The organism is Tersicoccus phoenicis (assembly GCF_001968835.1).
Classification (GTDB): domain Bacteria; phylum Actinomycetota; class Actinomycetes; order Actinomycetales; family Micrococcaceae; genus Tersicoccus; species Tersicoccus phoenicis.
This window is the reverse complement of the sequence record NZ_MRDE01000050.1, coordinates 1-22,559: the sequence shown is the minus strand read 5'-3', so window position 1 is coordinate 22,559 and position 22,559 is coordinate 1. Positions and strand designations below refer to the sequence as shown.

At 69.6% G+C, this 22,559-nt stretch carries 20 protein-coding genes and 2 tRNA genes; 4 read left to right on the top strand and 18 right to left on the bottom strand.

Annotated features, from left to right (window positions below; genetic code table 11):
- Positions 1-137: 137 nt before the first annotated feature.
- From BKD30_RS07865 to BKD30_RS07840, 6 genes are all read right to left on the bottom strand, one after another.
- Positions 138-1,820, bottom strand: a complete 1,683-nt coding sequence (locus tag BKD30_RS07865; protein WP_076703802.1) for an APC family permease — start codon at positions 1,818-1,820, stop codon at positions 138-140.
- A gap of 349 nt (positions 1,821-2,169) precedes the next feature.
- Complete coding sequence (locus BKD30_RS07860; protein ID WP_083956128.1) at positions 2,170-2,598, bottom strand: DUF6314 family protein; 429 nt, start codon at positions 2,596-2,598, stop codon at positions 2,170-2,172.
- Positions 2,595-3,194, bottom strand: coding sequence for a GNAT family N-acetyltransferase (locus BKD30_RS07855; protein ID WP_218189280.1), 600 nt, complete (start codon positions 3,192-3,194; stop codon positions 2,595-2,597). The genes BKD30_RS07860 and BKD30_RS07855 overlap by 4 nt, the downstream gene beginning before the upstream one ends.
- Entirely contained in the window at positions 3,191-3,682 is a 492-nt protein-coding gene (locus BKD30_RS07850) for a GNAT family N-acetyltransferase (RefSeq protein ID WP_076703800.1), read from the bottom strand. The genes BKD30_RS07855 and BKD30_RS07850 overlap by 4 nt, the downstream gene beginning before the upstream one ends.
- On the bottom strand, positions 3,679-3,846 hold the full coding sequence (locus BKD30_RS16490; RefSeq protein ID WP_218189279.1) for a hypothetical protein: 168 nt from the start codon (positions 3,844-3,846) through the stop codon (positions 3,679-3,681). The genes BKD30_RS07850 and BKD30_RS16490 overlap by 4 nt, the downstream gene beginning before the upstream one ends.
- Before the next feature lie 171 nt (positions 3,847-4,017).
- Positions 4,018-4,821 (bottom strand): type IV toxin-antitoxin system AbiEi family antitoxin domain-containing protein, encoded by an 804-nt coding sequence (locus BKD30_RS07840; protein ID WP_268874373.1) that lies wholly within the window; start codon positions 4,819-4,821, stop codon positions 4,018-4,020.
- Positions 4,822-5,303: 482 nt separating this feature from the next.
- Here BKD30_RS07840 and valS point away from each other — a divergent pair, with 482 nt between their 5' ends.
- The gene (valS, locus tag BKD30_RS07835) at positions 5,304-7,931 is read left to right on the top strand and encodes a valine--tRNA ligase (RefSeq protein WP_076703796.1); all 2,628 of its coding nucleotides are present in this window, start codon (positions 5,304-5,306) and stop codon (positions 7,929-7,931) included.
- Between the two features lie 147 nt (positions 7,932-8,078).
- On the opposite strand, the gene BKD30_RS07830 is transcribed toward valS, so the two are convergent.
- The 4 genes from BKD30_RS07830 to BKD30_RS07815 form a co-directional block, all read right to left on the bottom strand.
- A complete protein-coding gene (locus tag BKD30_RS07830) occupies positions 8,079-8,699 on the bottom strand; it encodes a mycothiol-dependent nitroreductase Rv2466c family protein (protein WP_076703794.1) in 621 nt (206 codons plus the stop codon).
- Positions 8,700-8,762: 63 nt separating this feature from the next.
- Positions 8,763-10,376 (bottom strand): tripartite tricarboxylate transporter permease, encoded by a 1,614-nt coding sequence (locus tag BKD30_RS07825; protein WP_083956127.1) that lies wholly within the window; start codon positions 10,374-10,376, stop codon positions 8,763-8,765.
- 1 nt (position 10,377) lies between these two features.
- Positions 10,378-10,884: a tripartite tricarboxylate transporter TctB family protein gene (locus BKD30_RS07820; RefSeq protein WP_076703793.1), complete on the bottom strand. Its 507-nt coding sequence runs from the start codon at positions 10,882-10,884 to the stop codon at positions 10,378-10,380.
- Positions 10,881-11,891, bottom strand: coding sequence for a Bug family tripartite tricarboxylate transporter substrate binding protein (locus BKD30_RS07815; protein WP_076703791.1), 1,011 nt, complete (start codon positions 11,889-11,891; stop codon positions 10,881-10,883). Before BKD30_RS07815 ends, BKD30_RS07820 begins: the two co-directional genes overlap by 4 nt.
- Positions 11,892-12,047: 156 nt before the next feature.
- Between BKD30_RS07815 and BKD30_RS07810 the strand changes: the two genes are divergently transcribed.
- Both BKD30_RS07810 and BKD30_RS07805 read left to right on the top strand, forming a co-directional pair.
- Positions 12,048-13,718: a sensor histidine kinase gene (locus tag BKD30_RS07810; protein ID WP_076703789.1), complete on the top strand. Its 1,671-nt coding sequence runs from the start codon at positions 12,048-12,050 to the stop codon at positions 13,716-13,718.
- Positions 13,711-14,379 (top strand): response regulator, encoded by a 669-nt coding sequence (locus tag BKD30_RS07805; protein WP_076703787.1) that lies wholly within the window; start codon positions 13,711-13,713, stop codon positions 14,377-14,379. Before BKD30_RS07810 ends, BKD30_RS07805 begins: the two co-directional genes overlap by 8 nt.
- 39 nt (positions 14,380-14,418) lie before the next feature.
- Here the strand turns inward: BKD30_RS07805 and BKD30_RS07800 are convergent, their stop codons facing one another.
- The 6 genes from BKD30_RS07800 to BKD30_RS07775 form a co-directional block, all read right to left on the bottom strand.
- The gene (locus BKD30_RS07800) at positions 14,419-15,177 is read right to left on the bottom strand and encodes an RDD family protein (protein WP_076703786.1); all 759 of its coding nucleotides are present in this window, start codon (positions 15,175-15,177) and stop codon (positions 14,419-14,421) included.
- Between the two features lie 56 nt (positions 15,178-15,233).
- Positions 15,234-16,502, bottom strand: coding sequence for an ATP-dependent Clp protease ATP-binding subunit ClpX (gene clpX, locus BKD30_RS07795; protein ID WP_076703784.1), 1,269 nt, complete (start codon positions 16,500-16,502; stop codon positions 15,234-15,236).
- A 199-nt stretch (positions 16,503-16,701) separates the two neighbouring features.
- A complete protein-coding gene (locus BKD30_RS07790) occupies positions 16,702-17,361 on the bottom strand; it encodes an ATP-dependent Clp protease proteolytic subunit (protein ID WP_076703782.1) in 660 nt (219 codons plus the stop codon).
- 51 nt (positions 17,362-17,412) lie between these two features.
- Positions 17,413-18,036, bottom strand: a complete 624-nt coding sequence (locus BKD30_RS07785; RefSeq protein ID WP_076703832.1) for an ATP-dependent Clp protease proteolytic subunit — start codon at positions 18,034-18,036, stop codon at positions 17,413-17,415.
- Between the two features lie 251 nt (positions 18,037-18,287).
- On the bottom strand, positions 18,288-19,865 hold the full coding sequence (gene tig / locus BKD30_RS07780) for a trigger factor (RefSeq protein WP_076703768.1): 1,578 nt from the start codon (positions 19,863-19,865) through the stop codon (positions 18,288-18,290).
- 74 nt (positions 19,866-19,939) lie between these two features.
- Positions 19,940-20,012 (bottom strand) — tRNA-Pro (locus tag BKD30_RS07775).
- A 162-nt stretch (positions 20,013-20,174) separates the two neighbouring features.
- On the opposite strand from BKD30_RS07775, the gene BKD30_RS07770 reads away from it, so the two are divergent.
- Positions 20,175-20,245: transfer RNA gene (locus BKD30_RS07770), tRNA-Gly, on the top strand.
- 69 nt (positions 20,246-20,314) lie between these two features.
- Here BKD30_RS07770 and BKD30_RS07765 read toward each other — a convergent pair.
- Together BKD30_RS07765 and BKD30_RS07760 are read right to left on the bottom strand one after the other, a co-directional pair.
- A complete protein-coding gene (locus BKD30_RS07765; protein ID WP_076703767.1) occupies positions 20,315-21,349 on the bottom strand; it encodes an Fpg/Nei family DNA glycosylase in 1,035 nt (344 codons plus the stop codon).
- Positions 21,350-21,410: 61 nt separating this feature from the next.
- On the bottom strand, positions 21,411-21,932 hold the full coding sequence (locus tag BKD30_RS07760) for a ribose-5-phosphate isomerase (protein ID WP_076703765.1): 522 nt from the start codon (positions 21,930-21,932) through the stop codon (positions 21,411-21,413).
- Positions 21,933-22,559: the final 627 nt, after the last annotated feature.

Genomic DNA, 22,559 nt, shown 5'->3' with positions numbered 1-22,559 from the left:
TGTGACGGGCGCACCCGTCCGGTTCTACTGGGCCCGCGTGGTCGGGCTGTTCTTCCGGAAGCTCACCGGTGATGGCCGGGTCGTCGCTGGTGCGGCCAGTCTACGCGAGGTCGACGTCGTCGTCGTCGTTCCCGTGCTCAACCGACGTGGCCGCCGGCCAGCACCTCTTCTTCCTCCTCCGACTCGTGCTCGGCCTCGGCAATGTAGTGCTTGACCTTGTACACGGGCAGCGCCGCGTAGAGGGCCAGGTAGAAGATGACGACGCTGATCACGGCGTTGATGAGGAACATCCAGCCGAACATGTCGGGGCGGGACTTCGGGTCGAATAGCCAGCTGACCAGTGCCATCAGCGCGAACCACGGGATCACCCAGATGGCGCCGGCCCGGAAATCGAGCGGCGGCTTGCGCTTCCGGTCGCCGACGAACTGGAAGATCACCAGCAGGATGTAGCCGAGCGCGATGGTGATGAAGAGCTTCGCGTTGGTGGTCCAGCCGCCCCAGTACACGATCATGTTCGCGCTGTAGAACGCCAGCAGCGGGATGGCATCGCCGAACGGCAGCCGGAAGGGGCGTTCGCGGTCGGGCATCTCGCGGCGCATGGTGGCCATCACCAGCGGGCCGGATCCGAAGGAGATGACCGTGGCGCTGGTGATGAAGCCGACCAGTTGCTGCCAGCTGGGGAAGGGCAGGAACAGGATCAGACCCACCACGAACGTCACGACCAGCGACCAGTACGGGACGCCGCGCTTGTTGTTCTTCGCCAGCCAGCGCGGGGAGTTGCCGTTCCGGCCCATCGCGTAGGACACCCGGGAGGCGATGGTGGTGTACACCAGACCCGTGTCCGCCGGGGAGATGATCGCGTCGGCGTAGAGCAGGTAGGCCAACCAGGTCAACCCTGCCAGGGTGGACAACGCCGCCAGCGGACCGAAGTCGTCGGCGAAGCTCAGGTTCGCCCAGCTGCCCGACTGGGCCAGCAGATCCTCCGGCACGGCCATGGTGAAGGCCACCTGCAGCAGCGCGTAGATGATGGCCGTGATCCCGACGGAACCGATGATGGCCAGCGGGATGTTGCGCTTCGGGTTCGACGTCTCACCGGCCAGTTCGATGCCCTGCCGGAAACCCAAGTAGGAGAAGGTGATCCCCGCCGTCGAGATGGCCGTGAAGATGGCCGCAGGACCGGCCGGGGCGAAACCACGGGAGGTGAAGTTCGCCGGCGATCCCATGGTGGTGGTGGCGAAGGCGGTGACCAGGAAGACCACGATGACCAGGATGATGATGGCCAGCTTCCACCAGACCAGCACGTTGTTGATCTGCGCGAACAGTCTGACGCCGTAGTAGTTGATGACCACGAAGATGGCCATCAGGATGATCGCGACCACCAGACCCACCCCGGTCAGCGTGTAGACCTTGTCCCCGTTGACCGTGTGCGGGGTGGTGAACGGGCCGTAGGCGGTGGCGTAGGTCAGCGCGCCCTCCACTTCGATGGCCGGCACCGCGGCGGAGGAGATCCACGTGATGAAGCCCAGCGAGTAGCTGCCGAAGGAGCCCCAGACGAGGTGGGGGTAGCGGACCACGCCACCGGAGATGGGGAACATCGGTCCCAGCTCGGCGTAGCACAGACCGATCAGCATGATCATCAGGCCGGCCACCAGCCAGGAGAAGATGCCCGCCGGCCCGGCGATGACCGACGCGTTGAACGCTCCGAACAGCCAGCCGGAGCCGATGATGGAGCCGATGCCGGCGAACAGCAGACCGATGGGTCCGACGTGTCTCTTGAGCTTGTGTTCTGTGGGGCTGGCCTGGTCGTCGGTGGTCGACATCGTTCCTCCTCGCGAGATGCTCCGTGCAGGGCCTCCTCCGCAGCTTTCTCCTCTCGCGGACGGATGACAAGGGGCTCCGGCCACTGGCGTCCTCGTCGACCCCCGGGCCACGCCCGCCGTTGACCCCCGGGCCACGCCCGCCGTCGACCCCCGCCCACGCCCGCCGTCGACTATTGAATTTTGGGGCTCCGGCTTGGGTCCAGAGCCCCAAAATTCAATAGTCAACGAGTTCCCTGTGCGTCGCGCGGAGGGTTACGGCGTGGCGCGGGGCGTGGGGCGTCGCCCCCTGTTCCCTGCCGGTGGCGCGGCGCGTGCGGGGGCGGCTCGACCGCCTGATCCGTTCGGCCGCTCAGGTCCGCCGACGGTAGCGCGTGACGGCGGTGTAGTCCTTGGCGGGACCGGTCACGTGCCACGTCTCGGTCCAGGCGTCGTCGTCGTCGACCCTGACCGTGATCCGATAGGTGTCCGGCGCGCAATGATGGACGCCCTCGGCGTACCCACCGCTCAGCTCGAGCCGGACGTACTCGCGTCCGTCGGCGAAACGCACGAGCACGCCAGGGGCGCCGTCGTCGTGCAACGTCAGATGGCGTTCGACGGCGGCCGAGGGCTGGCCGTCCCCGGTGAGGGTGCCGACCTCGGCGTAGGCGAGGACGTCGTCGTCGTCCGTGGCCGTGAAGTCGGCCGTGCCGGTCACGGTGCAGGCGCGGCCGGCGCGCCGGTCGTCGAGCCGGCGCTCCATCGCCCAGCGGCCGGCGAACCAGGTCAGCGGTTCGGTCACGGGGCAGCCGAGAACTCTCGGGCGAGGACGCCCATGAGCACGTGATCGTGGAAGCGGCCCGCATGGAAGACCACCTCGCGGCGCCGGCCCTCGACCGTGAAGCCGGCCTTCTCGTACGCACGGATGGCGCGGTCGTTGAACGCCGTGGTCTGCAGCTCGACGGGGTGCAGCCCGAGCTCGGCGAAGGCATAGCCGAGCATCAGCCGCGTCGCCTCGACGCCATGGCCGCGCCCGACATGACCCGGGCCGAGCATGATGGTGAAGGTCGCCGACCTCGTATGCGGCGCGGTGGCGTACAGGTTCGTGTGACCGATCAGCTCGTCGGAGTCGAGGGTGACGATGCTGAACCCGGTGTCCGTCGACGACGCGCTGTTGCTGCTCCAGGTGCGGAACATGTCCTCGACCGAGGCGCCGGGGCGGGGCTTCACGCGGTCCTGCTGCATCGCCGCGTGGTCCGCCGTGTTCCATGCGCCGAGGACGGGCAAATCCGCATCGGTCGTCGCACGGAGGCGGAGACCCGCTCCGCGCAGGAGACGGTCGTCGTAACCGACGGCGTCGTCGGTGGTCGTCCATGCACTAGTGGTGTCGGTAGTCACGGCGTCAGCGTATCGACCGGCGGGACCTCGCGAGCGCACAGCAGGACGCCGACGCCGCCGTCGAAGGTCGTGGTGTGGAACCGCGGGCCACGACCCACTTCACGGAACCCTAGGCCGGTGTGCAACGCGAGCGAAGCCTCGTTCCGGGGGTTGATGACACACCAGATCTCGTCGGTGCGCTTACGTATCCACGCCATCCGGGGCACGGTGAGGGCGGTCCCGATGCCCCGTCTGCGCCATGCACCGATCACACCGAGGCCGCCGAGATAATGGCCGGCGGGAGCTTGCTCGTCGTCGTGCGGACAGCGGTGAATCTTCGCCCAGCCAATGGGACGGCCGCTGTCGTCCTCGGCAAGGATCACCAGACGATCAGGATCGTCGATTGCGGCGCCGACGGTCGGGGCGCCGAAGACCGCGGTGATCGGGTGCGCGTCGATCGGTGCGGCGACGCGAAGGCGTACCTGCAACGCCCCGGCGCGCTGGATCAAGCGCGACTCTCCGCGATGGCGCGGACGGACGGTGACACCGGCCGCCCGGCCTTCTCACGAGCGATGATGTAGACCTGTGCCGCGACGCGCCGATTGGCTGGGCTCTTGGCCCGGAACGGGTTGTCGGCGCCCGGCATCGCGTCGGCACCACGGACGGCCCTCACCGGAGCCACCACGGGTTGTCGGGCAGCGAGACGGGACCGGCGTCCGGGAGTGACGCCACTACCCCACGTCATTGCTCGCGACATCATTCACCTCGACTCTCGTCTGCAGTCTGCCCGGCGTCGTTCGCGGCGTCCAGCACCGAAGGCCGCTCGTCGTCTTCGTCGTCGACGTCAGGACGCCCGCCACCCGTCCAGGACCCGGCGGACGACAGTGATTGCGGCGTCCGGATTCGCCAGGACCCACCGCGCCGGGATGCGCACGGACGGGATGCCGAGCGCCATCAACGCGTTCCATCGCCGACGGTCTTCCTCGAACTCCACCGGCCCCGAGTGGAACGCACGCCCGTCGACCTCATAGGCGACCCCGTCGACCATCCCGTCCACGTGGCCGACGCCCTCGATCTCCACCTGCATGCGCACCTCGAAGCCGGCGTCTTCCAGTGCGAGCCGGGCAAGCGTCTCCGGTAGTGACGCCGAGCCAGTGCGGATGCGGCCGATCGACGCCCGGATGCGGCGGTCGCGCTGACCGGTGAAGGCGGCGAGGAGCTCGTCGTGTGTGATGCGACCGTATTTGACGGCGCTCTCGGCTGCAGCGATCGCCTCCCGCGGCGGCGCACAACGGAAGGCCGTCACGAGCGCATCGAGAACCGGCGCAACCGGCTGACGCGGAACGCAGCGAACCCGATGAATGATGACGCCCGGCGTTCGGGTCGAGTCCGACCGGGCGACGTGCGGCGGATGTGGACGGTGCCAGACCCAGAGGCCATGCGCGTGGCACGCCGAGAGGCAGGTCAGCACCATGTGACGTCGCGCCGCGTGCACCAGTTCCGCGTCGGCGTCCGGACGGGCGTACACACCACGCGCTTCCCGCACGAGCCACCCCTCGCGCACGAGGCGGTCGATGCCGTCGGGGGACAAGCCGGCTGCTCGAAGGTCTCGCGCCCGGCAGACACCCCACCGAAGCGCTCGTTCCACGTCCTGCACGGTGTGACCGTCTCACTCCTCGGTGGACGACGCAGGCGTTGAGAAGCTGCTGTGGATGACTGGAGCGCGAGTGGCACCCGTGGAGGACGAAGCCGACGCTGACGTGTCGGGCGCTGCACCGACAGCGGCGCCACCGAGTGTTGCAGAAGTGATGCGTGTGCCACCAACGGCGCCACACCAGCCCCAGCCGCCACACCCAGTGGCGCCATCGTCGGAGACCTCGCCAACCCGGCCAACCGCCACGGAACAGAGCCCGGCGACAGACAGACCGGCGACTCATCCTCGAGCGCTCCAGCGACGACAACGGCGCCACCGAGTGTTGCAGAAGTGATGCGTGTGCCACCGACGTCGTCACAGCAGCCCCAGCCGCCACACCCAGTGGCGCCATCGTCGGAGACCTCGCCATCCCGGCCAACCGCCGGGATCAGGAGCCCGGCCCGGACGGGGCCGGTGGCCGTGAAACAATCGGCACCATGGCTGAACTCCGTGAGGGCATAGACGCGCCCGCGACCGTTTCCGTCCCCGACAAACCGGCCCTGGAAGGACTCGAGGAGAAGCACGCCGCCCGGTGGCGCCGGCACGGCACCTACCGGTTCGCCGAGGGCAGCACCCGGGAACAGGTGTACTCCATCGACACCCCGCCGCCGACGGCCTCCGGCTCCCTGCACGTGGGCCACATGTTCTCGTACACGCAGACCGACGTGCTGGCCCGGTATCAGCGGATGCGCGGGAAGAACGTCTTCTACCCGATGGGCTGGGACGACAACGGCCTGCCGACCGAGCGCCGGGTGCAAAACTACTTCGGTGTCCGGTGCGACCCGAGCCTGCCGTATGACCCCGGCTTCGAGCCGTCGGCCACCCCGCCGAAGAACGAGCGGGACTTCGTCGCGGTCTCCCGCCGCACGTTCATCGAACTGTGCGAGCGCCTCGCCGTCGAGGACGAGAAGGTGTTCGAGGACCTGTTCACCCGGCTCGGCCTGTCGGTGGACTGGACCCGCACGTACCGCACCATCGATGACGCCTCCCGCGCAGTCTCGCAGCGCGCGTTCCTGCGCAACCTCGCCAACGACGACGCCTACCTGGCCGAGGCGCCGACCCTCTGGGACGTCACGTTCCGCACCGCCGTCGCCCAGGCCGAACTCGAGGACCGCGAGCGGCCCGGCGCCTACCACCGGATCGCGTTCCACCGCACGGACGGCTCCGGCCCGGTGTACATCGAGTCGACGCGTCCGGAGCTGATCCCGGCGTGCGTGGCCCTCGTCGCCCATCCCGACGACGAGCGGTATCAGCCCCTCTTCGGGACCACGGTCACCTCTCCCCTGTTCGGCGTCGAGGTGCCGATCGTCGCGCACGAGTTGGCCAAGCCGGACAAGGGCTCGGGCATCGCCATGATCTGCACGTTCGGCGACCTGACGGACGTCACCTGGTGGCGCGAGCTGGACCTGCCGACCCGCCCGATCGTGGGCCGCGACGGCCGGATCATCGCCGAGACCCCGGCGTGGATCACCGAGACGGCGGGCGCCGAGGCGTACGCGCAACTGGCCGGCAAGACGACGTTCAGCGCCCGGGAACTGGTCGCGGCCCAGCTGGCCGAGTCCGGTGACCTGGACGGCGAACCGCGGACGATCACGCATCCGGTGAACTTCTACGAGAAGGGCGACAAGCCGCTCGAGGTCGTCACCAGCCGACAGTGGTACCTGCGCAACGGTGGCCGGGACGCCGACCGGCGAGAGCGGCTGATCGAACGCGGCCGGCAGCTGGCCTGGCACCCGGCGTTCATGCGGGCGCGTTACGAGAACTGGATCGACGGTCTGAACGGGGACTGGCTGGTCTCCCGGCAACGCTACTTCGGGGTGCCGATCCCCGTCTGGTACCGCCTCGACGAGTCCGGTGAGCCGGATCACGAGCACCCCATCCTGCCCGACGACGCCGCCCTGCCGGTGGACCCGGCCGCGGAGCCGGCGCCCGGGTACGAGGAGTCGGCGCGGGACACGCCCGGCGGGTTCACCGGGGACCCGGACGTGCTGGACACGTGGGCGACGTCGTCGTTGACGCCCCAGATCGTGGGCGGCTGGAGCCGGGACGAGGACCTGTTCGCCACGGTGTTCCCGTTCGACCTCCGCCCGCAGGGGCACGACATCATCCGGACCTGGCTGTTCTCCTCCGTGGTGCGGGCCGACGCCCTCAACGACACCGCCCCGTGGAAGCACGCCGCGCTGTCCGGCTGGATCCTGGACCCGGACCGGAAGAAGATGTCCAAGTCCAAGGGCAACGTCGTCGTCCCCACCGACGTGCTGGAGCAGTTCGGGTCCGACGCGGTGCGGTACTGGGCGGCCTCGGCGCGGCTGGGCGGCGACACCGCGTACGACGTCGGGCAGATGAAGATCGGCCGACGCCTGGCCATCAAACTGCTCAACGCGTCGAAGTTCGTGCTCAATCTCGGAGCGACCGAGGAGTCCGTGCTCGACGACGACAACGCCCACCTGCTCAGCCAACCGCTGGACGCGGCGCTGCTCGCGTCGCTGGACGCCGTCATCGGGCAGGCCAGTGAGGCGTTCGAGGCGTACGACTATGCGCGGGCCCTGCAGATCACGGAGACGTTCTTCTGGACGTTCACGGACGACTACGTCGAGTTGATCAAGGACCGGGCGTACGGCACCGCGGGCGAGGCCGAACAGGCGTCCGTGCTCGTGGCGCTGGCCACGACCCTCGACGCCCTGCTGCGCCTGTTCGCCCCGTTCATCCCGTTCGCCACCGAGGAGGTCTGGTCCTGGTGGCGGTCCGGCTCGGTGCACCGCGCGCAGTGGCCTACGGTGACCGGGTTCGACGGCGACACCGGTATCCTGCCGGCCCTCGGCGTCGCCCTCTCGGGGGTGCGAAAGGCGAAGTCCGAGGCCAAGGTCAAACAGCGGACCGAGGTGCTTTCCGCCTCGATCTCCGGCACGGCGGGCGCCATCGAGCGGCTCCGCGCGGGCCTGGGCGACCTGAAGGCCGCCGGCAACGTCAGCGACCTGACGCTGACCGTGGCCGAGCGCGTCAACGGCACCGAACTCACCGTCGACGACATCGTCCTCGCCCCGAGCGAGAACATCCCCGGCTGAGCCGCGCCCGAACGCGGCGGGGTGTTTCCCGCCCGCAGCTCGCGGAGTTCTGCTGCATCACGAACCGCTTCGGGCTTCGATGCAGCCAATCTCCGCGAGCTGGCGGTGAGGGACCGGCTGCGGCGAGAGGGTGAGGAGGTTGGGGGGTCAGGAGGCCTGCGGGGCCTCCGTGCGGGAGCGCTTGAGCTCGAAGAAGTACGGGAACCCGGCGATGGCGACCGTGGCGTCCCACAGTGTTCCGGCCTCCTCGCCGCGCGGGATCCGGGTGATCACGGGGCCGAAGAACGCCGCGCCGTTGAACGCGACCACCGGGGTGCCCACGTCCTGGCCGACCTTCTCGATGGCGGCGTCGTGGCTGGCTCGGATCTCGTCGTCGTACTCGTCCGACTCCCCCGCGGCGGCCAGGTCGGCCGGCAGTCCAGCCGCGGCGATCGCCTTGACCACGACGTCGGGCAGGTCCTGGTTCGCGTTGACGTGGATCTCCGTGCCCATCGCGTCGTACAGGGCCTTGACCGCCCGGTCACCGTGCTGGTGCTTGGCGGCCGTGATCACGCGCAGCGGAGCCAGCTCGTCCTTGCGCCCGTAGTGCTGGTTGCCGGCGTCCTCCTCGTTCAGCATCACCAGGCTCATCACGTGCCAGTCGACGGTGACGTCCCGGACCTTCTCCACCTCCTCGATCCAGCGCGAGGTGGCCCAGGCGAAGGGGCACAGCGGGTCGAACCAGAAGTCGGCGGTGTTCGTCGCGGTGTTCTCCTCAGGCACGGTCATCTCCTTACGTCGGTGTTCCGAATCACGTGAGGCGCAACCGGAAGCACCGACGAATTGTTCCGCTCAGCGGCGGTCCGAGCCCGACGACGAGCCCGACGACGCGTGGCCGGAGACCTGCTCGTCGTGGTCCTCCATCCGCTCGGCCAGGGCGACCGTCGAATCGGCCCCGGAGAACGCGAGGTCCGCGTCCGCCGGGTGCCGCCGCTTCCACCACCAGGTCACCAGCGGCAGGCACAGCACGGCGATGATGAGCACGTAGCAGACCACTGCGACCGGCTCGCTGACCAGGCCAGCGGGGTCGCCGGCGGAGAGTTGCAGCGCCTGGCGCAGGGACTTCTCGGCCCGCGGGGCCAGGATGACACCGATGATCATCGGCAGCACCGGCAGCCCGTAACGGCGCATGACGAGCCCGAGCAGACCGAGCAGCAGCAGCAGGATCAGGTCGAACGCCTGCAGGTTCACGGCGTACGCGCCGAGGGTGGCGAAGAACAGGATCCCGGCGTACAGGTACGGTCGCGGAATCTGCAGCAGCCGGGCCCACAGCGGCGCCAGCGGCAGGTTGATCACCAGCAGCAGCAGGTTGCCGATGAACAGGGACGCGATCAGACCCCAGACCAGTTGCGGCTCCTCCTCGAACAGCAGCGGCCCCGGCTGGATCCCGTAACTGGTCAGCGCCGCGAGCATGACGGCGGCGGTGGCGTTCACCGGCAGCCCGAGCGCCAGCATCGGCGTCAGCGAGCCGGCGGCGGACGCGTTGTTCGCCGCCTCCGGACCGGCCACCCCTTCGATCGCGCCGTGACCGAACTCCTCCTTGTGCTTGGACAGGCGCTTCTCGGTGACGTAGGAGAGGAAGGTCGGGATCTCCGCGCCGCCGGCCGGCAGGGCACCGAACGGGTAGCCCAGCGCCGTACCCCGCAGCCACGGCTTCCACGACCGCTTCCAGTCCTGCCGGCCCATCCACGCCCGCCCCACCGGGATGGTGGTCGTCCGGGCCCGGGACAGGTGCGCGGCGATCCACAGCGCCTCGCCGACGGCGAAGATGCCGACCGCGACGACGACGATGTCGATCCCGTCGGCCAGCAGCGGCTGGCCGAAGGTGAGCCGCCGCTGCCCGGAGACGATGTCCGCGCCGACCAGGCCGACGGCCAGGCCGAGCCCGAGGGAGGCGAAACCGCGCACCTTGGAACTGCCCAGGACGGCCGTGACGGCCACCAGGGCGAGCAGCATGATGCCCAGGTAACTCGGCGCGCCGAGGGAGACGGCGAAACTGACCACCAGGGGTGCGACCGCCACCAGCAGCGCGGTGCCGATCGAACCGGCGACGAACGAGCCGATGGCCGCCGTGGCCAGGGCCTGGGAGGCACGCCCGGCCTTGGCCATCTTGTGGCCCTCGATGGCGGTGATCACGGTGGCCGACTCGCCCGGGGTGTTCAGCAGGATCGACGTCGTCGACCCGCCGTACATGCCGCCGTAATAGATGCCGGCGAACATGATCAGCGCGGTCGACGGGCCCAGACCCGAGGTGACCGGCAGCAGCAGCGCCACGGCCATGGCCGGCCCGATGCCGGGCAGCACGCCGACGGCGGTGCCGAGGATCACCCCGACCAGGGCGAACAGCAGATTCACGGGGGTCAGCGCCTGGCCGAAACCCTCCATCAACAGGTTGAGGGTATCCACGTCAGAGCACTCCCGAGAGCAGGCCGGCGGGCAGCTGGATGCCCAGGCCGAGGTAGAAGCCGTAGAAGGACGCCACCGACAGGACCAGCGAGATGACGACGTTCAGCAGCCAACGCCGGGAACCGAGGGCCCAGCAGGAGCCCCAGAACATGACGGCGCCGGAGATCACCCAGCCGAGCACGTTGATGGTGGCGGCGTTGAGCAGGAAGAAGCCGATCAGCAGGACCAGGGTCTTCCAGTCGAAGGCCGACGCAGGGTCGATGTCCTCGCCCGCGTCCGGTTCGGCGTGCCCGCCACGGAGCACCTGGACAGTCAGCACGACCGCGCACACGAGCAGCAGGGCCCCCACCGCGTACGGCATGGCGCGCGGACCCACCGGGTCCGCGGTGGTCTGCAGCGATCGCAGGCCGGCGGCATCGACGAGGACGACGACGCCGACCACCCCGAGCAGGGCCGCCAGGCCCAGCTCGGAGCGGCCACGCAGCCGTTCGGTCAGCGCAGAACTCACGCCAGGCCCAGCTTCTTGAGCACGTCCGCCACCGCCTGATCCTGGTTCTTCAGGAAGGTGCCGAACTCGTCACCGCTGACGAACGCGTCGGTCCAGCCGTTGGTCTTCAAGGCGTCCTTCCAGCCCTGGGAGTCGCGCATCTTGGACAGGGCGTCGATCCACTTGGTCCGGGCCGCGTCGTCGATCCCCGGTGGGGCGACGATGCCGCGCCAGTTGGTGAACTCCAGGTCGATGCCGGACTCCTTGAGGGTCGGCGCGTCGATCCCGGCCAGTCGCTCGGCGCCGGAGGTCGCCAGCACCCGCACCTCACCGGACTCGATCTGCTTCACGTACTCACCGGTGCCGGAGGCGGCGAAGCTGACCTTGTTGCCCAGGATGGCGGGCAGCAGGTCGCCACCGCCGTCGTAGGAGACGAAGTTGACCTTGGTCGGGTCGATGCCCACCGTCTGGGCCAGCTGCATGGGCAGCAGGTGGTCGGGACCTCCCGGGGACGAGCCGCCGCCGACGGACACCTTCGCCGGGTCCGCCTTCCACGCCTTCACCAGGTCGTCGATGGTCTTGTACGGGGAGTTCTTCGGCACCATGATCGCGCCGGGCTCCTCGATCAGCTTGGCCAGCGGCGTGGTGTCGGTGAGCTTGGCCTGCGACTTGTTGGTGTAGCTGGCGCCCACCACGCCGAGGCCCATCAGCATCGACAGGTCGGCGTTGCCCTTCTCGTTGACCAGCCGGGCCAGCCCGACGGTGCCGCCCGCACCGGCGAGGTTGTACACCTCCGGCTGCTTCTGCGTGACCTTCTCCGAGGCCATCACCTTGGCGGCGACCCGGGCGGTCGTGTCGTAGCCACCGCCGGCCGTGTTCGGCACCATGATGCGCAGGTCCGTGGCCGAGCCGGCGTTGCCCGAGCCGGTGGCCTGAGTCGCGGAGTTGGACGTGACACCGCAGGCCGAGAGCGCCAGGGCGGCACCGACGGCCGCGGCCGCGATGCGAACGAATCGAGACGATCGCATGATCTCCCCTTCGAGATGGAATGATGAACGTGACCAGCATGACGGCGGTGTGACCCGGCTCATAGCTTGCGATCGCAAGAAATCTTGTGGTCGTTGTGGTCCCCGACACCCCCGTCCGTCGTCCCGTCCCCATCGTCCCTCCCGGAAGGTCTGACCGTGGCCGACCACGCCTCTCGTCAGCGCCGCGTCTCGCTGGCCGGACAGCTGCTCGTCCTGCAGCTGCTCGTCCTGCTCGGCGTGCTCGCCGGTGTGCTGTGGCTCTCGATCGGCCAGTCCCTGCAGTCGTTCGAGGCGCTCGAGGGCCGGCGGGCGCTGTCCGCCGCCGAATCCCTTGCCGCGACGCCGCTGGTGCGCAGCAGGTTGCCCGAGGCCCGGCCGGGTGAGGGGGCGGCCCTGCCGGCGGTGCTGGAGTCGGTGCGGTCGGTCTCCGGTCTGACGGAGGCCACGCTCGTCGACGACGCCGGGGTGGTGATCGCCTCCTCCGATGCGACCCTGCGCGGCCACCCCGCCCCGGCCGAGTTCGTCCGGGGCGATGCGCGGCGGCAGTGGACCGGCACCGCCACCGTCGCGGGCCGGCAGTTGCTGGTGGCGCGGGTGCCGGTGTTCGACGACGCCGGCCGGCGCGCCGGGCTCGCGATCGCCGCCCGTGAGTACCCGGGGTGGAGCGAGCGCCTGTCCGCCGCCGCTCCCGACCTCGCGCTGGCGCTGACCGTGTGCGGCGTGATCGGGTTGAGCGGCTCCTGGCTGCTCTCCCGCCGGCTCAAGCGCCAGACCCTGGGCATGGAACCGGGCGAGATCGCGGCCCTGGTGGAGCACCGAGAGGCCCTGCTGCACGGCGTCAAGGAGGGCGTCGTCGCCGTCGACCTGGCCGAACGGATCACCGTGCTCAACGACGCCGCCCGTGAGCTGCTCGGCTGGGCCGCCGTGCCGCTCGGCGCCCCGGCCCGGGAGACGACGGCCGACGACGCCGTCGTCGACGTCCTGCTCGGACCGGACGACGCCGCCGACCGGACCATCGTCGTCGGGGACCGCCTGCTCGTGGCGAACCGGCGTCCCATCACCTCCCACGGCCGGGTGATCGGCACGGTCACCACCCTGCGCGACCGGACCGAGCTGTTCGAACTGGAGGACCAGCTCGGCGCCACGCGCACCGCCACGGGACTGTTGCGGGCCCAGACCCACGAGTTCGCCAACCAGTTGCACACCGTCGCCGGGCTGATCCAACTCGGGGAGACGGACAGCGCGCTCCGCTTCGTCAACGGGGTGAGCACCGACCGGTCCCTGCTGGTCGACGCCGTGACCGAGCGCATCGCCGACCCCCCGCTGGCCGCCCTGCTGATCGCCAAGTCCTCGGTCGCGGGGGAACGCGGCGTGGCTCTGGACCTGGACCTCGACGCGGGGCTCGGGCCGGTGGACGAGGGTCTGTCCCGCGACCTGATCACGGTGGTGGGCAACCTGATCGACAACGCCCTCGACGCCGTCTCCGGCACCCCGGACGCCATGGTCGGCGTGGACGTGCAGGACGACGGCGTCCGTGTCCTGATCACGGTGCAGGACACCGGCCCCGGGGTGGCCACCGCCGACCCCGACCGGATCTTCGATCAGGGTTTCAGCACCAAGACGTCGGAGGCGGCGGGAGGGCGTGGTTTCGGTTTGACGCTGACCCGGTACGTGTGCCGGCGGCGCGGTGGCGACGTGGCCGTCACCACCGTCGACGGCGCGGTCTTCACCGCCACGCTGCGACGTGAGCCGCTCCCGCCCGACACCGGCCGGCCCGGGCAGTCCGACCGGCGTTCCGGCACGGGGAAGGACCGGGTCGATGTTTGACGTCCTGGTGGTCGACGACGATTTCATGGTCGCTCGCATCCACGCGGGTTTCGTGGCCCAGAACCCGGGCTTCCGGGTGTGCGGTGTCGCCCACTCGGCGGCCGAGGCGCTGGCCCTGACCCGGGCGCACGCCCCCGACCTGGTGCTGCTGGACATCCATCTGCCCGACGGTAACGGGCTGGACCTGCTGCACCGGCTGCGGCGTGAGCAGCCGAACCTGGACGCCATCGTCATCACCGCGGCCCGCGAGCAGGCGACCGTGGTAAGGGCACGCCGCGGTGGCGTGACGAGCTACCTGATGAAGCCGTTCCAGCGGGAGGATCTGAGCCGTCGGCTTACGCAGTACCGCGACCAGTCCGGAGCGGCCGACGGCGGTACCGCCGACCAGACCGTCGTGGACCGCCTCTTCGGGCACGTCCCGGCGGCGAGATCGGTGCCCCGCAAGGGATTGAGCGACGAGACACTGCACGCAGTGGAGGAGGCGCTGCGGGCCGCCGACGGCGACCTCTCCGCCATGGGCACGGCCGAGCGGGTGGGCATCTCCCGGGTCAGCGCGCGCCGCTACCTCGAGCACCTCGTCGAGCAGGGCACCGTCACGGTGCAGCTGCGATACGGAGCGGGCCGGCCCGAACGCCGCTACGCCTGGCCCACGGCCCGGTGAGGTCGGGCCGCTGGCGGCGCCGCCGACGGGCCCTCGCCGTCAGCGGTGGTTCTGGCCGGGGCCGAACGTGTCGCGGCCCTGCTTGTGGTCGATCACGACGCCCTTGAAGAGCTTCTCCTGCCACGACTGGTACCAGCCGCTCGTGCTGTCGAACAGCGGGGAGAGCCAGAACAGCAGACCCATGATGCCGCCGGTCAGCGCGTTGGCGCCCCACATCAGCAGGCCACGCAGGAAGGTCGGTCCCCAGCCCAGCGGCCGTCCCGTCTCCTGACCGACCAGCCGCAGTCCGAAGACGGCGTTGCCGATGGACTTGCCTCGGGTCGCCAGCCACCACCACAGGACGATGCCGACGATGAGGAACAGCACGGCCATGATGGCGAGGGATGCCGCGATGCTGCCCGCCAGCGCACCCGCCTGATCCGGGCTGAGCCGGGTCGTCGGGGCCCCGTACTGGTCATAGCTGGGCGTGTAGGCGCTGCTGGGCAGGCTGCCCAGCGTGGCGAACAACGGGGTGAAGGCCAGCAGCCCCAGAACGCTGAACACCACACCGATGATGAGGTTGTCGACGAGCGCGGCCAGGATCTGCCGACCGGCGCTGGTCGGCTCGGCGCCTTCGACTCCCGGATACGGGTTCCGGGGACGGTAGCCGCCCTGCGGGTAGCCGTAACCCGGGCCCGGCTGCGGCGGGTAGCCGTAGGGTCCGGGCTGCGGCGGGTAGCCGCCCGGCTGCCCGGGCCCCTGCGATTCGGTCGACCTGCGCCACGGATCGTTGCCGTTCCCGGTGGTCGGCGTGCTCACGGTACCCCCTCTGTGGTGTCCCCTCTGCGGGGGGTCACGCCGCGACCGGCGTGCGGTCAGGCGGACTTGCGCCGTTTGGTCGCCGCGTGCGGCACGAGCGTCGGCTCGGCCTTCTTCTGCACGACCTCGGCGGTGATGACGGCGCTGGCGATGTCCTCCCGGCTGGGCAGGTCGAACATGACGGGCAGCAGGATCTCCTCCATGATGGCCCGGAGCCCGCGAGCCCCGGTGCCCCGGTCCAGGGCCAGGTCCGCGATGGCATCCATCGCCCCGTCGTCGACCACCAGTTCCACGCCGTCGAGCTGGAACATCTTCTGGTACTGCTTGATCAGGGCGTTCTTCGGCTCGGTGAGGATCTGGATCAGCGCCGGCTTGTCCAGGTTGGACACGGTCGTGATGACGGGCAGCCGTCCGATGAACTCGGGGATCAGACCGAACTTGAGCAGGTCCTCGGGCATCACGTCGGCGAAGGCGTCCGGCTTGGCGGTGATCTCCTGGAGGGGGGCGCCGAAGCCGATGCCCTTGCGGCCGGACCGATTGCCGATGATGTCCTCGAGCCCGGCGAACGCCCCGGCGACGATGAACAGCACGTTGGTCGTGTCGATCTGGATGAATTCCTGGTGCGGGTGCTTCCGGCCGCCCTGCGGCGGTACGGACGCGACGGTGCCCTCCAGGATCTTCAACAGCGCCTGCTGCACGCCCTCACCGGAGACGTCCCGGGTGATGGAGGGGTTCTCACTCTTGCGGGAGATCTTGTCGATCTCGTCGATGTAGATGATGCCCTGCTCGGCCTTCTTGACGTCGTAGTCCGCGGCCTGAATCAACTTGAGCAGGATGTTCTCGACGTCCTCGCCGACGTACCCGGCCTCGGTCAGCGCCGTCGCGTCCGCCGCGGCGAACGGCACGTTCAGCCGCTTCGCGAGGGTCTGCGCCAGATACGTCTTGCCGCATCCGGTGGGGCCGATCAGCAGGATGTTGGACTTGGCGATGACCACGTCCTCGGGGGCCTCACCGAACCGGGAGGCACTGCCGGACTGGATCCGCTTGTAGTGGTTGTAGACGGCGACGGCGAGGGAGCGCTTCGCGGGCTCCTGACCGATCACGTACTCCTGCAGGAAGTCGAAGATCTCCTTCGGCTTCGGCAGTTCGAAGCTGCCCAGGTCCGCGACCTCGGCCAGCTCCTCCTCGATGATCTCGTTGCACAGCTCGATGCACTCGTCGCAGATATAGACGCCCGGGCCCGCGATCAGCTTGCGGACCTGCTTCTGGCTCTTGCCACAGAAAGAACACTTCAACAGGTCTGTGCTCTCACCGATGCGAGCCATGTGCGTCGAACCCTTCACCCTGGTGCGATGGACTGCTGCCGTTTCTACGCACGGCCGACCCGTCCGGGCGACGGACGGGGAACGGGGACCGGAACGCCGGCAGCTGTTTCCAGCTTAGGGCACGGCACCCACACTCGTGGAACAGGTAGCGCCCGCATCGTCATCGACGACGCGGGCGCCCCTGGGTCACACGGAGGGATCAGGTGTTGATCTTCGGCTTGTGCACCTTGCGGGAGCCGAGCACCTCGTCGACCAGGCCGTACTCCTTGGACTGCTCGGCGGTGAGAATCTTGTCCCGCTCGATGTCGATGTTGACCTGCTCCGAGGTCCGGTTGCTGTGCAGCGCCAGCGTGTCCTCCAGCCAGGTGCGCATCCGCATCACCTCATTGGCCTGGATCTCCAGGTCCGACGCCTGCCCACCCTCGCCTCCGGCCAGGGCCGGCTGGTGGATCAGCACGCGAGCGTTGGGCAGCGCGAGCCGCTTGCCCGGTGTACCCGCGGCGAGCAGCACGGCCGCGGCGCTGGCCGCCTGGCCCAGGCACACGGTCTGGATCTCGGGCCGGACGAACTGCATGGTGTCGTAGATCGCCGTCATCGCCGTGAAGGATCCACCCGGGGAGTTGATGTAGAGGGTGATGTCCCGCTCCGGGTCGGTGGCCTCGAGCACGAGCAGCTGGGCCATGATGTCATCGGCCGAGGCGTCGTCCACCTGCACGCCGAGGAAGATGATGCGGTCCTCGAACAGCTTGGTGTACGGATCCTGGCGCTTGAAGCCGTAGGGCGTGCGCTCCTCGAACTGGGGCAGCACGTACCGGCTGGTCGGCAGGCTGCCGGCCGTGGAACCGAAGGTGTAGCTCATGGGTCTCTCCTGTGGTCTGCGTCCGGTGGGCTGGTGGTGGGCGGTACCGGGTCAGCCGCGCTCGTCGTCGTCCGTGTCGCTGTTCTGGTCCGTGCCTCCACCGCCGGCGACGGTGGCCGCGTGCGCGGCGATGTGGTCGAAGAAGCCGTAGTCGAGGGCCTCCTGCGCGGAGAACCACTTGTCGCGGTCGTTGTCGATGAGGATCTGCTCGACGGTCTGCCCGGTCTGCTCGGCCGTCAGCTCCGCCATCGTGCGCTTCATGTTCAGGATCAGCTCGGCCTGGATCTTGATGTCCGAGGCGGTGCCGCCGATGCCGCCGGAGGGCTGGTGCATCAGGATGCGCGCGTGCGGGGTGGCGTAGCGCTTGCCCTTGGTCCCGGAGGAGAGCAGGAACTGGCCCATCGAGGCGGCCAGGCCGGTCGCGACGGTGACGACGTCGTTCGGGATGAACTTCATCGTGTCGTAGATGGCCATGCCCGCGGTCACCGAGCCGCCCGGGGAGTTGATGTAGAGGAAGATGTCCTTGACCGGGTCCTCCGCCGACAGCAGCAGCAGCTGGGAGCAGATCAGATTCGCATTGTCGTCGCGCACCTCGGAGCCGAGCCAGATGATCCGCTCGCGCAGGAGCCGGTTGTAGATGAAGTCGTCCCGGGAGGCGACGTCCTGGGTCGCCATCGACGGGCTGGTGTTCTCACTGCTCACGGGTGCCTCACCTCTCAGATCGGTCGGTTTCTCTACAGGACACTAATGCGTTGGCCGGGGCCGCCCTTCCGCGGGAGCGCACTTTTCGCTGACGGCGCAGGTTGGCGGAAACGCCGGTACCGGGGCGCCTCTCGACGTACCGAGCCGCCCGGCCTTGACGGCCGGGCGGCTCAGTGCGCTCGCGTGGTGCGGGGTCCGGGTGATGCCCGGACCGGTCGCCGGGGTCAGCTCTCGGCGTCGGTCTCGGCAGCCGGCTTCTTCGCGGCGGGCTTGCGTGCCGCCGTCTTCGCGGCGGGCTTCTTCCGGGTGGTCGACTTCGCTGCCGGCTTCTCGTCCGCGCCGGCGTCGGCGGCTGCGGCGTCCTGACCCACGGTCGTCTCGGTCGTGCTGTCGGCGTCGTCCTGCGTGGCGTCGGTCTGCACGGCGCCGGTCTCGACAGCGTCGGTCTCGACCGTCGCGCCCTCCGCGGGGTCGGTCGCCTGGTCGGCGGCGTCGCCGGCGTCGATGGTCTCCCCCGCTCCGGTCGGCCGGACGAACGCGCTCAGGTCGACGGCCGCCCCGTTGGTGTCGGTGACCTTCGCCTTCTCGAGCACGACGGCGAGAGCCTTGCGGCGGCGAACCTCACCGATCATCATCGGCACCTGGCCGCCCTGGTCCAGCATCTGGGCGAACTGGTTCGGGTCCATGCCGTACTGGCCGGCCGTGGTCACGATGTACTCGATCAGCTCGGCCTGCTCGACGCCGACCTCTTCCTTCTCGGCGATCGCGTCGAGGACGACCTCGTTGCGGAAGGCCTCCTCGGTGTTCTTCGCGACCTCGGTCCGGTGCTCCTCGGTGTCGTGATCGGCCTCGGCGCTCTGCGAGAAGTGCTGCTCGACCTGCTCCTGCACGACGTTGGCCGGGACCGGCACCTCGACGAGTTCCATCAGCTTCTCGAGGACCTTGTCGCGGGCCTGCACGCCCTGCTCGGCCAGCTTGTCCTCGCCGGCCTTGCCCCGCAGGTCCGCCCTGAGCTCGTCGATGGTGTCGAACTCGCTCGCCAGCTGCGCGAACTCGTCGTCCGCCTCGGGCAGCTCCCGGTCCTTCACGGCGGTCAGCACGACCGTGACCTGCGCGTCCTCACCGGCGTGATCCCCACCGGCGAGCTTCGTCGCGAACACGGTCTCCTCGCCGGCGGACAGGCCGGTGAGCGCCTCGTCCATGCCGTCGAGCATGGTGCCGGCGCCGATCTGGTAGGACAGGCCCTGCGCGGCGTCGACCTGCTCCTCGTCGACGGTCGCGGTCAGATCGATGGTGACGAAATCGCCGTCGGCGGCGGGCCGGTCCACGGTGACGAGGGTGCCGAAGCGGCCGCGCAACTCGTCCAGGGCCGCGACGACGTCGTCGTCGGCGACCTCGGTCGCGTCCACGGTGACCTCGATGCCCGCGTAGTCGGGCAGCTCGATCTCGGGCATGACGTCGACCTCGACCTGGAACTTCAGGTCACCGGCGGCGGCGGAGGGGTCCGGTACCTCGGTGATCTCGACCTCGGGACGGCTCAGCGGCCGGAGCTCGGCCTCCTGCACGGCCTGCTGGTACCAGCCGTTGAGTCCCTCGTTGATCGCGGTCTCGATCACGTAGCCCCGGCCGACACGCTGGTCGATCAGCCGGTTCGGGACCTTGCCCTTGCGGAAACCCGGGACCTGGATCTGGCCGGAGATGGTCTTGTACGCCTCGTCGATGCTCGGCTTGAGCTCCTCGGCGGGGACCTCGACGGTCAGCTTGACGCGGGTCGGGTCGAGTTTCTCGACGGCACTCTTCACTGGACGTGTACTCCTGAACGTGTTGGGGCAGGTACGGAAGCGTGACCGGGCGGCCGAAGGCCCCTTGTCACGGGTCGGGGCGACAGGACTCGAACCTGCGATCTCCTGCTCCCAAAGCAGGCGCGCTAGCCACTACGCTACGCCCCGTAAGGCATCGGCCAGTCTATGGGCAAGGGCGGCCGGGGCGCACATCGGCGACCCCCGGAACCGGTCCAGGACCGACCCACGTGCGCGGTTTGGCCGGCTGCTTCCCCTTATGCTGTAGTGGTAGCGCGCTCGCGTTGGTTCCGCTCTGCGGCGCGGCACCGCGGGGATGTAGCTCAATGGTAGAGCCTCAGTCTTCCAAACTGATTACGCGGGTTCGATTCCCGTCATCCCCTCACCTCGACCCCGTCCGGACCACCCGGGCGGGGTCGTTCCACGTTCCGGGTCGGGCGCCTCGGCCTTGTTCAGTGCTGACAGCCGGGGCACCAGTAGAGGTTGCGGCCGGCCATGACGGCGGACGCGACGGGGGTGCCGCACCGGGGGCATGGCTGCCCGGTGCGCTTGTACACGAAACGCCCGTGCTCCTCGGGAATGTCCGCGGCGTCGACGTCGAGCGTGAGGTCCTGTACCGCGACCGCGTGGGCCGGGTCCCGCTGGGTGGTGACGATCCGGCCGAGCCGCACGCCGTCGCGCATCAGGAACACCGCGTCGGCCCAGAGGTCCACGGCCTCCTGCTCCGTCACGCGCTTGCCGGGGCGGTACGGGTCGATCCCGGCGCGGAAGAGCAGTTCGGCCCGGTAGACGTTGCCGATGCCGGCGATGACGCCTTGATCCATCAGCAGCTGACCGCAGGCCACGTGCCGTCGGCGCAACCGCCCGCTGAACTCCCCGGCGTCGTCGGCAGCGGCGGGTGCACCGCCGGCGTCGTCGGCAGCGGCGGGTGCACCGCTGCGGAGCGGGTCCGGCCCGGCCGCGGCCCGCAGGGCGCGCACATCGTCGGACGTGAGGACCTCACACGCCGAGGGACCACGCAGGTCGGCCCAGCCGTGCTCGCTGACCAGTCGGACCCGCACGGCGCCGACCGGGGCGGGCGGGCCGAGGTACTCCCCGCCCGGTTGCGCACCGCTCTCGGTCTCGCCGATCCGGCGGGGTGCGCCGATGCTCGAGGCGCCCCGGAACGACGCGTCGCCGCCGAAGCTGAACGCGCCGTACAGGCCCAGATGGATCCGCAGGACGCGGTGTTCGCCGTTCTCGTCACCGTCGGGGCCCTGCCGGTCGCCGTCGCCGTACTCGCCGCGGCCCGGACCCTCGCCGTCGTGGTTCTTGAAATGGATCAGCAACTGTTTGCCGATCGCCTCGGCCCCGGTCAGGACGTGCCCGTCGAGCAGCGCCGCACCGGCGGCGAAACGGCCCTGCGGACTCGATACCCGAACGCGCTGACCGGCGAAGACATCGGTCAGCTGCCGAGCGAGCCGATGGATGGAGTGGCCCTCGGGCATCAGCGCGACGCACGGTCCGACGTCACGCGGTCCGACGCCGCACTCGGAATCCGGATGACGGTCACGCGGTCTCGTCGTTGGTCAGTCGCGAGGCATCCGCCGCGGCGCCGGAACCGACGACGGCGCCGGTGCGCTCGAACTCGGCGATCTGACCGATCCGGCGCACGTGCCGCTCCTCCCCGGTGAACGGTTCGGCGAGGAAGACCTCGACCAGTCGCGTGGCGTCGTCGACGGTGTGCTGCCGACCGCCGACGGCAACGACGTTCGCATCATTGTGCTGCCGGGCGAGGCGGGCGGTCTCCTCGTTCCAGACCAGTGCCGCCCGGACGCCGAGCACCTTGTTCGCCGCGATCTGCTCGCCGTTGCCCGATCCACCGAGGACGATGCCGAGCGCTTCGACACCGGCCGCCTGATCGGCGACCACGCCCTGCGCCGCACGGATGCAGAAGCCGGGGTAGTCGTCCAGGGCGTCGTAATCGCGGGGGCCGTGGTCGACGACGTCGTGACCGAGCTCGGTCAGGCGGGTGACGAGGTGGGCGCTCAGCTCCATGCCGGCGTGGTCGGTCGCGATGTGGACGCGCATGCGGGTGTGCTCCGTCTTCTGGTGGCTCGTTCTCGTGTCGTCGCGGTGCCGCCGTCGGGGTGGTCGGCGACAGGGCGACGGGTCCACGTCAGCCTATCGCCGGGCTTCCTCTCCGGAAGTCCGCCAGTTCTGCCCGGCGACCGTGGCCACAGAACACCGGCGGAGGTCGGAACCCGGCGAACTCGGCGCCGTGCGGAACCGCTACCGCGCGGAACCGTGAGTCAGCCGGTTCCGCCCGAATGACGTACTCAAAGAGCACCGCATCCGGGCGGGAACCGCTAAGTCACACACGCGGAGCACCGCTGTCGGGCGGGAACCGCTAAGTCACACACGCGACGATGCGGCCGAGCGAGGCACGCGGCCCGCCCGTGCGTGAGTCAGCCGGTTCCGCCCGAATGACGTACTCAAAGAGCACCGCATCCGGGCGGGAACCGCTAAGTCAGACACGCGGAGCACCGCATCCGGGCGGGAACCGCTAAGCCTCGATCCACCGATCAGCTTCGTGACGGTGACCGCTCCGGGTGAGCTGGCTTCGTGGCCGTTTGGGCGTGTGGTGGCCGCCGGTCTGCCCGGCTTTTCCACTGGAGTTCCTTGCTCGTGTGGTCGATTGCTGGTGGTCAGGTGCCG